This window comes from Curtobacterium sp. VKM Ac-2887 (assembly GCF_015350935.1).
GTDB lineage: Bacteria > Actinomycetota > Actinomycetes > Actinomycetales > Microbacteriaceae > Curtobacterium.
Genome location: NZ_JADKSB010000006.1, coordinates 41,327 through 56,571, shown reverse-complemented (window position 1 = coordinate 56,571; position 15,245 = coordinate 41,327). Strand labels below are relative to the sequence as shown.

General features: G+C 70.5%; 10 protein-coding genes. 9 read left to right on the top strand and 1 reads right to left on the bottom strand.

The window, feature by feature from the left end; all coding sequences use genetic code 11:
- Nucleotides 1-40: 40 nt before the first annotated feature.
- The 7 genes from trpB (at nt 41) to ITJ69_RS08535 (ending at nt 12,554) form a co-directional block, all read left to right on the top strand.
- Nucleotides 41-1,255: a tryptophan synthase subunit beta gene (gene trpB, locus ITJ69_RS08565; protein WP_123294329.1), complete on the top strand. Its 1,215-nt coding sequence runs from the start codon at nt 41-43 to the stop codon at nt 1,253-1,255.
- Nucleotides 1,252-2,046, top strand: coding sequence for a tryptophan synthase subunit alpha (gene trpA / locus ITJ69_RS08560; RefSeq protein WP_194672554.1), 795 nt, complete (start codon nt 1,252-1,254; stop codon nt 2,044-2,046). The genes trpB and trpA overlap by 4 nt, the downstream gene beginning before the upstream one ends.
- A gap of 98 nt (nt 2,047-2,144) precedes the next feature.
- Entirely contained in the window at nt 2,145-3,143 is a 999-nt protein-coding gene (gene lgt, locus ITJ69_RS08555; protein ID WP_123294331.1) for a prolipoprotein diacylglyceryl transferase, read from the top strand.
- Between the two features lie 202 nt (nt 3,144-3,345).
- On the top strand, nt 3,346-7,863 hold the full coding sequence (gltB, locus tag ITJ69_RS08550; RefSeq protein ID WP_194672618.1) for a glutamate synthase large subunit: 4,518 nt from the start codon (nt 3,346-3,348) through the stop codon (nt 7,861-7,863).
- Nucleotides 7,864-7,916: 53 nt separating this feature from the next.
- Complete coding sequence (locus ITJ69_RS08545; protein ID WP_131846522.1) at nt 7,917-9,374, top strand: glutamate synthase subunit beta; 1,458 nt, start codon at nt 7,917-7,919, stop codon at nt 9,372-9,374.
- Between the two features lie 157 nt (nt 9,375-9,531).
- On the top strand, nt 9,532-10,977 hold the full coding sequence (gene pyk, locus ITJ69_RS08540) for a pyruvate kinase (RefSeq protein WP_123294333.1): 1,446 nt from the start codon (nt 9,532-9,534) through the stop codon (nt 10,975-10,977).
- A 482-nt stretch (nt 10,978-11,459) separates the two neighbouring features.
- Nucleotides 11,460-12,554 carry a VIT1/CCC1 transporter family protein gene (locus ITJ69_RS08535; RefSeq protein WP_194672553.1) on the top strand — a complete coding sequence of 365 codons (1,095 nt, stop codon included), beginning with the start codon at nt 11,460-11,462 and terminating at the stop codon, nt 12,552-12,554.
- Between the two features lie 3 nt (nt 12,555-12,557).
- On the opposite strand, the gene ITJ69_RS08530 is transcribed toward ITJ69_RS08535, so the two are convergent.
- The gene (locus tag ITJ69_RS08530; protein WP_194672552.1) at nt 12,558-13,097 is read right to left on the bottom strand and encodes an HdeD family acid-resistance protein; all 540 of its coding nucleotides are present in this window, start codon (nt 13,095-13,097) and stop codon (nt 12,558-12,560) included.
- A 182-nt stretch (nt 13,098-13,279) separates the two neighbouring features.
- On the opposite strand from ITJ69_RS08530, the gene ITJ69_RS08525 reads away from it, so the two are divergent.
- Entirely contained in the window at nt 13,280-14,821 is a 1,542-nt protein-coding gene (locus tag ITJ69_RS08525) for an aldehyde dehydrogenase family protein (RefSeq protein ID WP_123294335.1), read from the top strand.
- Entirely contained in the window at nt 14,821-15,219 is a 399-nt protein-coding gene (locus tag ITJ69_RS08520) for a DUF779 domain-containing protein (protein ID WP_194672551.1), read from the top strand. Before ITJ69_RS08525 ends, ITJ69_RS08520 begins: the two co-directional genes overlap by 1 nt.
- Nucleotides 15,220-15,245 lie beyond the last annotated feature (26 nt).

Below are 15,245 nucleotides of genomic sequence, written 5' to 3'. Positions count from 1 at the left end.
CACCGCCGGTCGCGTCGGACTCGTCCCGGGAAGACCCATCGTGACCTCACTCCGCGACCTGCACGGCCCGTACTTCGGTGACTTCGGCGGACGCTTCGTCCCCGAGTCGCTCGTCCTGGCGCTCGACGAGCTCGAGGCAGCCTTCCGCACGGCCTGGGCGGACCCGGCCTTCCGTGCCGAGCTCGACGAGCTCCAGCGCGACTACACCGGTCGTCCGTCGATCATCACCGAGGTGCCGCGGTTCGCGAAGCACGCCGGTGGTGCCCGCGTGATCCTGAAGCGCGAGGACCTGAACCACACCGGGTCGCACAAGATCAACAACGTGCTCGGTCAGGCGCTCGTGGCCCGTCGGCTCGGCAAGACCCGCCTCATCGCGGAGACCGGTGCCGGCCAGCACGGCGTGGCCACGGCGACCGCCGCGGCGCTGTTCGGCATGGACTGCGTCGTGTACATGGGCGCCGTCGACACCGAGCGGCAGGCGCTCAACGTCGCCCGGATGCGCCTGCTCGGCGCCGAGGTGATCCCGGTCGAGACCGGGTCGCGCACGCTGAAGGACGCCATCAACGAGGCCCTGCGTGACTGGGTGGCGAACGTCGACTCGACCCACTACCTGCTCGGCACGGTCGCCGGCCCGCACCCGTTCCCCGAGATGGTGCGCGAGTTCCACAAGGTGATCGGTGAAGAGGCGCGCCAGCAGGTCCTCGACCGCGTCGGGCGTCTCCCCGACGCCGTCGCCGCGTGCGTCGGTGGCGGCTCGAACGCGATGGGCATCTTCGAGGCGTTCCTCGACGACGAGTCCGTCGCGCTGCACGGCTTCGAGGCCGGTGGCGACGGCGTCGAGACCGGTCGGCACGCTGCGAGCATCACGCTCGGTCGCGAGGGCGTCCTGCAGGGCGCGAAGTCCTACCTGATGCAGGACGAGGACGGCCAGACCATCGAGAGCCACAGCATCTCCGCCGGGCTCGACTACCCGAGCGTCGGGCCGGAGCACGCCTACCTGGCGTCGATCGGTCGCGCACAGTACGCGCCGATCACCGACACCGAGGCGATGGAGGCGTTCCGGCTGCTCAGCCAGACCGAGGGCATCATCCCGGCGATCGAGTCGGCGCACGCGCTCGCGGGTGCGATGAAGCTCGGCAAGGAGCTCGGCCCCGAGGGGGTCGTGCTCGTGAACCTGTCCGGCCGTGGTGACAAGGACGTGGCGTCCGCCAGTCGCTACTTCGGCATCCTCGACGAGAATGCGGTGCAGCTGTGACCACGAACCAGACCGTCGCCACGACGATCGACACCGCCAACGCCGAGCGTGCCGGGGCCGTCGTCGGCTACCTGCCCGCCGGGTACCCCGACGTGCAGACCAGCGTCGACGCTGCCGTCGCCCTCGCCGAGAACGGCGTGGACGTCATCGAGCTCGGCCTGCCGTACTCCGACCCCGTCATGGACGGCCCGGTCATCCAGCGTGCGGCCGAGGAGAGCCTGGCGAACGGCTTCCGGGTCGCGCAGGTCTTCGACGCCGTGCACCAGATCACCGAGCGCGCCGACGTGCCGGTGCTCGTGATGACGTACTGGAACCCGGTCCTCCGCTACGGCGTGGACCGCTTCGCCGACGACCTCGTCGCCGCCGGAGCCGCGGGCCTCATCACGCCCGACCTGATCCCGGACGAAGCCGCCGAGTGGATGGCCTCGTCGGAACGGACCGGCCTGGACCGCGTGTTCCTCGCGGCACCGTCCTCGTCCGACGCCCGGATGCAGCAGGCGGTGCAGGCGAGCCGCGGGTTCGTCTACGCCGTCTCGACGATGGGCGTCACCGGAGCACGGGCCGGCGTCGACGTCGCTGCACGCACCGTGGTGTCGCGGCTCCGTGGCGCCGGCGTCGCGCGCACCTGCGTGGGCCTCGGCATCTCGACGGCCGAGCAGGTCGCCGAGGTCCTGGAGTACGCCGACGGCGCGATCGTCGGCTCGGCGTTCGTCCGCGCACTGGCCGACCTCGGGGTGCAGGGGGTCGCCGACCGCGCGGCCGACCTCACCACCGGCGCCCGCCGCTCCTAGTCCAGTTCCTGGCGGGCCCACGACCCGCGCTACAGTGAGCGGGGCCGACGACACGTCGACACCGCGCCCCGTCAGTTCCGAAAGGCGACCGTTCCTCCATGCCCCTCCTGAGCATCCCGAGCCCGAGCACCGCCTGGCAGTACTTCGACCTGACCGCCTGGCTGCGCGACGTGTTCGGTTGGTCGCTGCCGCTCGACTTCCGCATCCACGCGTACGCGATCTGCATCCTGCTCGGGATCGTCGCCGCGGTCCTGCTCGCGAACCGCCGCCTCAACGCGCGCGGCGTCGAGCGTTGGATCATCATCGACATCGCGATCTGGGCGGTGCCCGCCGGCATCATCGGCGGCCGGCTCTTCCACGTGTTCACGCACGTGTCGGACTACTTCGGCCCCGGCATCGACCCGCTGTCCTTCCTGTACATCTGGGAGGGCGGGCTCGCCATCTTCGGCGCCCTGATCCTCGGGTCCGTCGGCGCCTGGATCGGCTGCCGCCAGGTCGGCCTGCGGTTCACGTCGTTCATCGATGCGGTGGTGCCCGGGGTGCTGCTCGCACAGGCGTTCGGTCGGCTCGGCAACTACTTCAACCACGAGCTCTTCGGCATGCCGACCAGCCTGCCGTGGGGCCTGCAGATCGAGTCGACGAACGCCGCGTTCCCGAAGGGCCTGCCCGAGGGCACGCTCTTCCACCCGACGTTCCTCTACGAGATCATCTGGAACGTCCTGGGCGTCGTCGTCATCCTGCTGCTCGACCGCAAGTTCACGCTCCAGTGGGGCAAGGTCCTCGCCCTGTACCTGATCTGGTACGGCGTCGGCCGGTCCTTCCTCGAGTCGATCCGCGTCGACACCAGCGAGACCTTCGCGGGCATCCGCACGAACGTCTGGATGTCGTTCGCGGCCATCCTGCTCGGGATCGTCATCTTCATCGTGCAGACCCGTCGGCACACCGGCAAGGAGCCGAGCCCGTACCTGCCCGGTCGCGAGCCGCGTCCGAAGTCCGATGTAGACTCCGACGACACCTTCTCGGAGCACGAGGACGACGACGAACGCCTCGTCGCCCAGGGCTCCGGAGCGGTCACGACTCCCACTGACCGCGCCTAGGAGCACTCCTCCCCGCCACAAGCGGGGCACGGGCACCAGTCCCGCCCGTCTGGGCGGAACGCACCACCGGGCCACCGCTGTCCCTGTTCCACTTCCTCGTGAGGACGGTTCCCCCATGGCGCTCCAGCCACTCCAGCCCTCGGCACCGAAGTCCCTCGTGCCGCCGCACCGTCGGTTCTCGGCGGTCCCCGACGCCACCGGCATGTACGACCCGGCGAACGAGAAGGACGCCTGCGGTCTCGCGATGGTCGCGACGCTGCGCGGGACGCCCGGCCACGACATCGTCGACGCTGCACTCGGCGCCCTCCGCAACCTCGAGCACCGCGGTGCCGTCGGTTCGGACGCCGGCACGGGCGACGGCGCGGGCATCCTGTGCCAGGTGCCGGACGAGTTCCTGCGCGCCGTGGTGCCGTTCGACCTGCCGGCGGCGGGGGAGTACGCGGTCGGCACGGCCTACCTGCCGACCGACGAGGGCGACCGGCACGCCGTCAAGGGCGCCGTCGAACGACTGGCGCGCGAAGAGGGCCTCAAGGTCCTCGGCTGGCGCGAGGTCCCGGTGCGCCCCGAGGTGCTCGGCACCCTGGCGCGTGCGGCCATGCCCGCATTCGAGCAGCTGTTCGTCGCCTCGGTGCGCCACGACGTGCACGGCGCGTCCTGGAGCGGCATCGCCCTGGACCGCCAGACCTACCGGCTGCGCAAGCGCGCCGAGCACGCGAACGACCTGTACTTCATGTCGCTGTCGAGCCGCACCATGGTCTACAAGGGCATGGTCACGACGCTGCAGCTCGAGCCGTTCTACCCGGACCTCAGCGACGAGCGCTTCGCGTCGAAGCTCGCGATCGTGCACTCGCGCTACTCGACCAACACGTTCCCGTCGTGGCCGCTCGCGCAGCCCTTCCGGACGATCGCGCACAACGGTGAGATCAACACGGTGCGCGGCAACCGCAACTGGATGCGCGCACGCCAGTCGCAGCTCGAGAGCGAACTGCTCGGCGACGTCGCGCCGCTGCTGCCGATCGTCAGCCCCGGTGCGAGCGACTCGGCGTCGTTCGACGAGGTGCTCGAGCTCCTGACCCTGACCGGCCGGACGCTGCCGCACGCGGTGTCGATGATGGTGCCGGAGGCCTGGGAGAACCAGGTCGGGATGGACCCGGAGCTGCGGGCGTTCTACGAGTACCACTCGATGCTCATGGAGCCGTGGGACGGTCCGGCCGCCATCACCTTCACCGACGGCTCGCTCGTCGGCGCGACCCTCGACCGCAACGGGCTGCGTCCCGGGCGCTTCCTCGTCACCGACGACGGGCTCATCGTCATGGGGTCGGAGACCGGTGTCATCGACGTGCCCGCCGCGAAGGTCGTCCGCAAGGGCCGTCTGCGCCCCGGCCGGATGTTCCTGGTGGACACCGAGGCCGGCCGCATCATCGAGGACGACGAGGTCAAGCAGGGCCTGGCGTCCTCCGGCCCCTGGGGCGAATGGCTCGACGAGGGGCGCATCAACCTCAACGACCTGCCCGACCGCGAGCACATCGTGCACACCCCGGCATCGGTCACCCGCCGCCAGCGTGCGTTCGGCTACACCGAGGAGGAAGTCCGCATCCTGCTCCGCCCGATGGCGCAGGTGGGCGCGGAGCCCCTCGGTGCGATGGGGTCCGACACCCCGATCGCGGTGCTCTCGCAGCGCCCCCGGCTGCTGTTCGACTACTTCACCCAGCAGTTCGCCCAGGTGACGAACCCGCCGCTCGACTCGATCCGCGAGCAGGTCATCACCTCGATGGGCATGGGCCTCGGTCCGGAGCGGAACCTGCTGTCGGCCGGTCCCGAGCACGCGAAGCAGATCACGCTCGACTTCCCGGTGATCGACAACGACCAGCTCGCCAAGGTGCAGCACTTCGAGACGGAGTCGGGTCGGCACCTGACGGTCACGATCAAGGGCCTGTACCGCGTCGACGCCGGCAAGAAGGCGATGCAGAAGCGCATCGCCGCCGTGTGCGACGAGGTCGACGCCGCGATCGAGTCGGGCAAGCAGTTCATCGTGCTGTCGGACCGCGACGGCAACGCCGAGCAGGCGCCCGTGCCGAGCCTGTTGCTGCTCGCCGCCGTGCACCACCACCTGATCCGCACCGAGCAGCGCATGAAGGTCGGCCTGATCGTCGAGGCCGGCGACGTGCGCGAGGTCCACCACGTGGCGTCGCTCATCGGGTACGGCGCGTCGGCGATCAACCCGTACCTCGCGATGGAGACCTGCGAGAACCTGGTCCGTGCCGGCATGATCACCGGGATCACCCCGGAGCAGGCCGTCAAGAACGTGATCAAGGCACTCGGCAAGGGCGTCCTGAAGATCATGTCGAAGATGGGCATCTCGACGGTCTCGAGCTACGCCGGTGCCCAGGCGTTCGAAGCCGTGGGGCTCAGCCAGGAGTTCGTCGACAAGTACTTCACCGGCACGTCGTCGATCCTCGGCGGGGTCGACATCGACGTCATCGCGAAGGAGAACGCCGAGCGGCACGCCCAGGCGTACCCGCAGGACGGCGCGGTCCTGTCGCACGAGCGGCTGCAGACCGGCGGCGAGTACCAGTGGCGTCGCGAAGGCCCCCCGCACCTGTTCAACCCGGACACCGTCTTCCGGCTGCAGCACGCCACCCGTGCCCGCCGCTACGACATCTTCCGTGAGTACTCGAGCGCCGTGGACGACCAGTCCGAGGAGCTCATGACGCTCCGTGGGCTGTTCCGCTTCAAGCACGGGGCGCGGAAGCCCGTCGCGCTCGACGAGGTCGAGTCGATCGAGTCGATCGTCAAGCGCTTCAACACCGGCGCGATGTCGTACGGCTCCATCTCGAAGGAAGCCCACGAGACGCTCGCGATCGCGATGAACCGCCTCGGTGGTCGCTCGAACACGGGCGAGGGCGGCGAGGACGTCGACCGGCTGCTCGACCCCGAGCGCCGCAGCGCGATCAAGCAGGTCGCCTCCGGGCGGTTCGGCGTGACGAGCATGTACCTCACCCACGCCACCGACATCCAGCTGAAGATGGCGCAGGGTGCGAAGCCCGGCGAGGGCGGCCAGCTGCCCCCGCAGAAGGTGTACCCGTGGGTCGCCCGCACCCGGCACGCCACCGCCGGCGTCGGCCTCATCTCGCCGCCGCCGCACCACGACATCTACTCGATCGAGGACCTCAAACAGCTGATCTTCGACGTGAAGCGCGCCAACCCGGCCGCACGCGTCCACGTGAAGCTCGTGAGCCAGTCCGGCATCGGCGCGGTCGCGGCCGGTGTGACGAAGGCCCTGGCCGACGTCGTGCTCGTGTCCGGACACGACGGTGGCACGGGTGCGTCCCCGCTCAACTCGCTCAAGCACGCCGGCACCCCGTGGGAGATCGGCCTCGCCGAGACGCAGCAGACGCTCATGCTGAACGGCATGCGCGACCGCGTCGTCGTGCAGGTCGACGGTCAGATGAAGACCGGGCGCGACGTCGTCGTGGCAGCCCTGCTCGGCGCCGAGGAGTACGGCTTCGCCACCGCTCCGCTCGTCGTCGAGGGCTGCATCCTGATGCGCGTGTGCCACCTCGACACGTGTCCGGTGGGGGTCGCGACGCAGAACCCCGAGCTCCGCAAGCGCTTCTCCGGCAAGCCCGAGTTCGTCGTGAACTTCTTCGAGTTCATCGCGCAGGAAGTGCGCGAGCTCCTCGCCGAGCTCGGCTTCCGCACCCTCGACGAGGCGATCGGCCGGTCCGACGCCCTCGACGTCGACCGTGCCCTCGAGCACTGGAAGGCGTCAGGGCTCGACCTCGCACCGGTCCTCGCGGGTCCGCACTTCGAGGACGCCGAGCCGCGTCGCCACCAGCGCGAGCAGGACCACGAGCTCGAGCAGCACTTCGACGTGGGGCTGATCCAGCAGACCGCCGACGTGCTCGACCACGGCGGCTCGATCGCGCTCGACCTGCCCATCCGCAACACCGAACGCGCGGTCGGCACGATGCTCGGCCACGAGGTCACCAAACGGCACGGCGAGCACGGGCTGCCCAGCGGCTCGATCGACGTCACGCTGCGCGGCTCCGCCGGACAGTCGCTCGGCGCGTTCATGCCCGCCGGCATCACCCTGCGCCTCATCGGCGACAGCAACGACTACGTCGGCAAGGGCCTGTCCGGTGGCGAGATCATCGTGCGGCCGGACGCCGGTTCGGGCTTCGACCCGGCGGAGAACGTCATCGCCGGCAACGTGATCGGCTACGGCGCGACCCAGGGCAGCATGTTCATCCGTGGCATCGTGGGCGAGCGCTTCCTGGTGCGCAACTCGGGGGCGACCGCGGTGGTCGAGGGCGTTGGCGACCACGCGCTCGAGTACATGACGGGCGGGCTCGCGCTCATCCTGGGCGAGACCGGTCGGAACCTCGGGGCCGGCATGTCCGGCGGCACCGCGTACGTCCGTGGTCTGCGCGAGGAGCACGTCAACACCGACGCCCTCGCGACCGGTGAACTCCGACTCGAGGCGCTCGACAGCGCCGACGTCGAGATCGTCACCGACCTGCTCACCCGGCACGCCGAGGAGACCGGTTCGACGCTCGCGTCCGACCTGCTCGAGTCCGGCGACCTGAGCGACTTCGTCAAGGTGCTGCCGCGTGACTACGCGGCGGTGCTCGAGACCCGTCAGCGCGCCGTCGACGAGGGGCTCGACCCCGACGGCGACGTCGTCTGGAACAGAATCATGGAGGTGACCGGTGGCTGAGCGTCCCGCACGTCTGGAACCGGCAGCGCCCGACACGACCACGGAGGTGACCGGTGGCTGACCCCAAGGGATTCCTCAAGGTCCAGGAACGCGAACTGCCCGCACGGCGCCCCGTGCCCGTCCGGCTCATGGACTGGAAAGAGGTCTACGAGCAGCAGGAGTCCGGTGCCCTCAAGCGCCAGGCCGGCCGCTGCATGGACTGCGGCGTGCCGTTCTGCCACCAGGGCTGCCCCCTCGGCAACCTGATCCCGGAGTGGAACGACCTGACGTGGCGCGGTGAGGGCCGTCAGGCGATCGAGCGACTGCACGCGACGAACAACTTCCCGGAGTTCACGGGCCGGCTGTGCCCCGCTCCGTGCGAGTCGTCGTGCGTGCTCGGCATCAACCAGCCGCCCGTGACGATCAAGCAGGTCGAGGTCTCGATCATCGACGAGGCGTTCCAGAACGGCTGGGTCACCCCGCACCCGCCGGAGCGCCTGACGGGCAAGACCGTCGCCGTCGTGGGTTCCGGCCCCGCCGGGCTGGCCGCCGCGCAGCAGCTCACGCGCGCCGGGCACACCGTCGCCGTCTACGAGCGCGACGACCGCATCGGCGGGCTGCTCCGCTACGGGATCCCGGACTTCAAGATGGAGAAGCGCCAGATCGACGCGCGCCTGTCCCAGATGCAGGCCGAGGGCACCCGCTTCCGCGCGGGCGTCGAGATCGGCCGCGACATCACCTGGGACGACCTGAAGTCGCGCTACGACGCGGTCGTCGTCGCCACCGGCGCCACGGTGCCGCGCGACCTGCCGATCCCGGGGCGCGACCTCGAGGGCGTGCACTTCGCGATGGACTACCTGGTCCAGCAGAACAAGGCGAACGCCGGCACCCGGGTCGACAACCAGCTGACCGCCGAGGGCAAGCACGTCGTCGTGATCGGCGGCGGTGACACCGGTGCGGACTGCATCGGCACCGCGCACCGGCAGGGCGCCCTGAGCGTGACGAACCTGGCGATCGGCAAGCAGCCGCCGCTGGAGCGTCCGTCCGAGCAGCCGTGGCCGATGTTCCCGACCGTCTTCGAGGTGACGAGCGCCCACGAAGAGGGCGGCGAGCGGCACTTCCTCGCCTCGACCGTCGAGTTCCTGGCGAACGAGGCCGGCGAGGTCCGGGCGCTCCGGGTCGCCGAGACCGAGTACCTCGACGGTCGTCGCGTGCCGAAGGCCGGCTCCGAGCGTGAGATCCCCGCAGACCTCGTGCTCGTCGCGATGGGCTTCACGGGTCCGGAATCCGACACGATCGAGCCGCAGCTCGGTCTGCCGACGACGGTGTCCGGTGCGCTCGACCGCCGCGCCGACTACACGACGAACGAGGCGGGCGTGTTCGTCGCCGGTGACGCCGGCCGCGGGCAGTCCCTGATCGTCTGGGCGATCGCCGAGGGCCGTGCCGCGGCGGCGAAGGTCGACGAGTACCTCGAGGGCTCGACGATCCTGCCGGCGCCGGTGAAGGCGACCGACCGCGCGATGTCGGTCTGAGATGACGGATCGCCGCATGACCAACCACCACCAGATGCTCACCCCCCGGTGAGCGAGGGGCCACCAGCACTCGATAAGGTGCTGGTGGCCTCGCTTCGTTCCGCGCGGCCCCACAGCGCGGAAACCAGAGCATCACCCACCACCACGAAGGAATCCATTGAGACGCGCAAAGATCGTTTCGACGCTCGGACCGGCAACGTCGGACTACGAGACCGTCAAGGAGATCATCGAAGCGGGCGTCGACGTCGCCCGACTCAACCTCAGCCACGGTGACTACAGCGTCCACGAGGCCAACTACGTGAACGTCCGTCGCGCTGCCGAGGAGCTCGGCAAGCCGGTCGCGATCCTCGTCGACCTGCAGGGTCCGAAGATCCGTCTGGCCAAGTTCGCCGACGGCCCGCACGACCTGGCGGTCGGCGACGTGTTCACGATCACGACCGAGGACGTCCCCGGCTCCAAGGAGATCTGCGGCACGACGTTCAAGGGCCTGCCCCAGGACGTCAAGCCCGGCGACCCGCTGCTCATCGACGACGGTCGGGTCCGCCTGCGCGTGCTCGACACCGACGGCGTCCGTGTCCGCACCGAGGTCGTCGTCGGCGGCACCGTGTCGAACAACAAGGGCATCAACCTGCCCGGCGTCGCCGTGAACGTCCCCGCGCTGAGCGAGAAGGACGAGGCCGACCTCCGCTGGGGCATCCGCCAGGGCGCCGACCTCATCGCGCTCTCGTTCGTCCGCAACGCCTCGGACGTCGTCCGCGCGCACGAGATCATGGACGAAGAGGGCAAGCGCCTCCCCGTCATCGCGAAGATCGAGAAGCCGCAGGCCGTCGACGCGCTCGAGGAGATCATCGACGCCTTCGACAGCATCATGGTCGCCCGCGGTGACCTCGGCGTCGAGCTGCCGCTCGAGGCCGTCCCGATCGTGCAGAAGCGCGCCGTCGAGCTCGCGCGCCGCATGGCGAAGCCGGTCATCGTCGCGACCCAGATGCTCGAGTCGATGATCTCGTCGCCGATCCCGACCCGCGCCGAGACCTCCGACGTCGCGAACGCCGTCCTCGACGGTGCGGACGCGGTCATGCTCTCGGGCGAGACCAGCGTCGGCGAGTACCCGGTGCAGACCGTCCGCACGATGGCCCGCATCGTCGAGTCGACCGAGGACCACGGCCTCGAGCGCATCGCGCCGCTCGGCACGAAGCCGCGCACCCTCGGCGGTGCGATCACCCTCGCCGCGGTCGAGATCGCGGAGTTCACCGAGGCCTCGTACCTCTGCGTGTTCACCGAGTCCGGCGACTCGGCGCGCCGCATGTCGCGTCTGCGCCACGGCCTGCCGATCATCGCCTTCACCCCGAACGAGGCCACGCGTCGCCGCATGGCGCTCACCTGGGGCGTCCGGTCCTTCCTGGTCGAGCGCAAGACCCACACCGACGAGCTCTTCTCGCAGGTGGACGACGTCCTGCTCGAGAACGGCCTGGCCGCCCCCGGCGACCGCGTCATCGTGACGGCCGGTTCGCCTCCCGGGATCGAGGGCTCGACGAACGACCTGCGCGTGCATCGGGTGGGCGACGCCCACGCCGAGGCCGCTCCGGCCTACGTGCGGGACTGATCCGCAGGATCCCGACGCCGACAGGGCGCGGACAGGAGGCCCGGCGCACGAACACGCGTCGCCTCCGGTCCGCGCCCTGCCGCGTTCCGCCCGGACGCCGGACGCCGGACGCCGGACGCTGGACGCGCCGCGGCTGCGCCCCGCCGTGGTCGTCGCGCCCCCGCACACCGGGGCGCGACGGCGTCTGCGGGGCGCGACAGCCCGGCCCGACACCGACGCCCGTCGCGTCCCATCCGGGCGTGGACGGAAGGCACGGGGCACGTGGTGCGCGCAGCCTCCGGTCCGCGCCCTGTCGCGTCCCGCCGCCAACGTACCCGTGGTGCGCCCCGCCGTGGTCGTCGCGCCCCCACACACCGGGGCGCGACGGCGTCCGCGGGGCGCGGACAGGAGGCACGGCGCACGAACACGCGTCGCCTCCGGTCCGCGCCCTGCCGCGTCTCCACGGCCCTGGTGGTGACCACCGATCGGCCGCAGGCGGCAGGATGGCTGCTGTGAGCCTCCAGACCGAACACCCGACGCCGCGCGCCGACGTTCGCCGTTGGCGCCGCTACCTGGCCGACGAACGCGCCGAGGGCGCGGTCTACCGCAACCTGGCCGCGCGGCGGTCCGGCGAGGAACGCGAGATCCTGGCCGCGCTGGCCGAGGCCGAGGGACGGCACGAGCAGCACTGGCTCGACCTGCTCGGTGACGACGTCGGACGTCCGCAGCGGGGCAGTCTGCGCACCCGGGTCCTCGCGACGCTGGCGAAGCGCTTCGGGTCGGTGTTCGTCCTCGCGTTGATGCAGCGCGCCGAGGACCGCTCGCCGTACGCCGACGACGACGACGCGACCGCGAGCATGGCCGCCGACGAGCGCATCCACGGCGAAGTGGTGCGCGGGCTCGCGAACCGCGGTCGGATGCGGTTGTCGGGCACCTTCCGTGCGGCGGTCTTCGGCGCCAACGACGGACTCGTGTCGAACCTGGCCCTCATCATCGGCATCAGCGCGTCGGGCGCCGACCGGCACTTCGTGCTGCTGAGCGGCATCGCGGGCCTGCTCGCCGGAGCCCTGTCGATGGGTGCGGGGGAGTACGTGTCGGTCCGGTCGCAGCGCGAACTGCTCGAGGCGTCCGCACCGCACCCCGAGGCCGGGCGCGCCGTGGCGGACCTCGACGTCGACGCGAACGAGCTCGCTCTGGTGTACCGCGCCCGCGGGATGTCCGAGGCCGAGGCGACCGAGCACGCGGCGCAGGTGCTGTCCGGCATCGGTGAGCGACACCCGTCGACCGGTCCGATCGCCGTCACCGACGACCACGAGGCGGTGGGCAACGGCCTGAGTGCTGCGGTGTCGAGCTTCCTGTTCTTCGCGTCGGGCGCGATCATCCCGGTGCTGCCGTTCCTGTTCGGCATGCAGGGGTGGGCGGCCATCGCGGTCGCCGGCACGCTCGTCGGACTCGCCCTGCTCGGCACCGGTGCGGTCGTCGGCGTGCTGAGCGGTGCGTCGCCGGGAAAGCGGGCGTTCCGGCAGCTGGCGATCGGGGTCGGCGCCGCCGTCGTGACCTACGCGCTCGGGCTGCTGTTCGGCACCGGTTCCGCCTGACGCCTACCGGCGGACGGCGGCTCGCGGCGGGAGCAGCAGCAGGGCCGCGGCACCGACGACGATGAGGGCGATGCCGGCGAAGACCATGAACACGGTGAGCGCGAGGCCGGGCGCGACGAGCACGACGACGCCGCCGAGGATCGACAGCACGCCGCTCACCAGCGTCGGCACCCGGGACGACCCGGGGTGGCCGACGAAGCCGCCCACGATCGACACGATGCCCTCGATCACGAAGCCGACCCCGGCGAGCACGGCGTAGACGACCAGGGGGATCGCGGGGTCGAGCAGCGCGACGAGTCCGGCGACCGCGACGAGCGCACCGACGATCCCGGAGGTCCACCGCCACACCGTCGGCGTCCCGTGCCCGCGCGCCGCAGCCACGACCCGCAGGGCGCCAGCGACGACGAGGTACACGCCGAACAGCAGCGCCACGAGGACGAGCGACGGCCGGGGCCACACGATGGCGACGATCCCCAGGGTGATCGCGACGACCGCCGTGACGACGACGAACACCCGGAACGTGCGGACGGCACGAGAATCCACGGACACTCCTCCTGATCGGACCGCTGGAGTCCCGAACGCTACCCGGCCGACGGCGAGCCCGTGCAGTCCTCGGACCCGAGCGGGCGTGAGCCCGTGCAACCGGATGCAACCCCCGCGGTCGTACGGTGCGAGCAGCACGCGAACCGTGCGTGCCCCGACAGCGTCGTCGAAAGGCCACCACCATGACCATCGCACCATCGCCCACCAGCTACGCCGCACCCGGCGAACCGGGCTCCCTCGTGCAGTACCGATCGCGGTACGACCACTTCATCGGCGGCGAGTACGTCCCGTCAGCGAGCGGGCAGTACTTCGAGAACCCCACCCCCGTCACCGGCAAGGTCTTCACCGAGGTCGCGCGCGGTGACTCCACCGACGTCGACCGTGCGGTGGCGGCGGGCTGGAAGGCGTTCCCGACCTGGGGGCGGACGAGCGCCGCCGAGCGCGCGGTCATCCTCAACAAGATCGCCGACCGGATGGAGGAGCACCTCGAGATGCTCGCCGTCGCCGAGACGTGGGAGAACGGCAAGCCGATCCGCGAGACCCTCGGCGCCGACATCCCGCTCGCGATCGACCACTTCCGCTACTTCGCCGGAGCGATCCGCGCGCAGGAGGGCTCGGCCGGCGAGATCGACCACGACACCGTGGCGTACCACTTCCACGAACCGCTCGGCGTCGTCGGACAGATCATCCCGTGGAACTTCCCGATCCTGATGGCGGTGTGGAAGCTCGCACCGGCCCTGGCTGCGGGCAACTGCGTCGTGCTGAAGCCCGCCGAGCAGACCCCGGCGTCGATCCACGTGCTCGTCGAGCTCATCCGCGACCTCTTGCCCGCCGGGGTGCTCAACGTCGTCAACGGCTTCGGCATCGAGGTCGGCGCACCACTCGCCCAGCACCCGGACATCCGGAAGATCGCGTTCACCGGCGAGACCACCACCGGTCGGCTGATCATGCAGTACGCCTCGCAGAGCCTCATCCCGGTGACGCTCGAGCTCGGCGGCAAGAGCCCGAACGTGTTCTTCCCCGACGTCGCTGCAGAGAAGGACTCGTTCTACGACAAGGCACTCGAGGGCTTCACCTTCTTCAACCTCAACCAGGGCGAGGTCTGCACGTGTCCGTCCCGGGCGCTCGTGGCGAAGGAGATCTACGACGGGTTCGTCGCCGACGGCCTCGACCGGGTGCGCGCCGTCAAGCAGGGCCACCCGCTCGACCTGTCCACGATGATCGGCGCCCAGGCGTCGAACGACCAGCTCGAGAAGATCCTGAGCTACATCGACATCGGCAAGCAGGAGGGCGCGAAGCTGCTCACCGGCGGGGAGCGCGCGGACCTCGGCGGGGAGCTGTCCGGCGGGTACTACGTCACGCCGACGGTGTTCGAGGGCGTCAACTCGATGCGGATCTTCCAGGAGGAGATCTTCGGTCCGGTCCTCGCGCTGACGTCCTTCAGCGGCTACGACGACGCGATCGCCACGGCCAACGACACCCTCTACGGACTCGGTGCCGGGGTGTGGAGCCGCGAGGCCACCACGCTGTACCGCGCCGGCCGTGACATCCAGGCCGGACGGGTGTGGTCGAACACGTACCACCAGTACCCGGCCGGTGCGGCGTTCGGTGGGTACAAGCAGTCCGGCATCGGGCGCGAGAACCACAAGATGATGCTCGACCACTACCAGCAGACGAAGAACCTGCTCGTGTCCTACGCCGATGGTCCGATGGGCTTCTTCTGATGCCCGACACCGCACGCGTGGCGGTCACGCCGGCGGCGGGGGAGCTCCTGCGCACCCTCGCCGCCCGGCACGGCCCGCTGATGTTCCACCAGTCGGGCGGCTGCTGCGACGGATCGAGCCCGATGTGCTACCCCGTCGGCATGTTCCGGACCGGTTCCGGCGACGTGCTGCTCGGGGCGCTCGAGGTCGACGGCATCGACCCCGTCGAGGTGTACATGTCGGTGTCGCAGTTCGCGTACTGGAAGTACACGCACCTGACGATCGACGTCGTCGACGGTCGCGGCGGCGGGTTCTCGGTCGAGAGCCCCGAGGGCAAGCGGTTCCTGACCCGGTCGCGGATGTTCGACGACGCCGAGCTGGCGGATCTCGGCCTGGTCCCGGTCACGCACCGGACGTAGGCTGGCCGTACTCGTCGCGACGGTGC

Bases quoted from the DNA above. Each gene is read 5' to 3' on its own strand.
- ITJ69_RS08535 (WP_194672553.1), top strand. From the start codon at position 11,460: ATGGCTGCTGTGAGCCTCCAGACCGAACACCCGACGCCGCGCGCCGAC.
- ITJ69_RS08525 (WP_123294335.1), top strand. From the start codon at position 13,280: ATGACCATCGCACCATCGCCCACCAGCTACGCCGCACCCGGCGAACCG.
- lgt (WP_123294331.1), top strand. From the start codon at position 2,145: ATGCCCCTCCTGAGCATCCCGAGCCCGAGCACCGCCTGGCAGTACTTC.
- ITJ69_RS08520 (WP_194672551.1), top strand. From the start codon at position 14,821: ATGCCCGACACCGCACGCGTGGCGGTCACGCCGGCGGCGGGGGAGCTC.
- gltB (WP_194672618.1), top strand. From the start codon at position 3,346: ATGTACGACCCGGCGAACGAGAAGGACGCCTGCGGTCTCGCGATGGTC.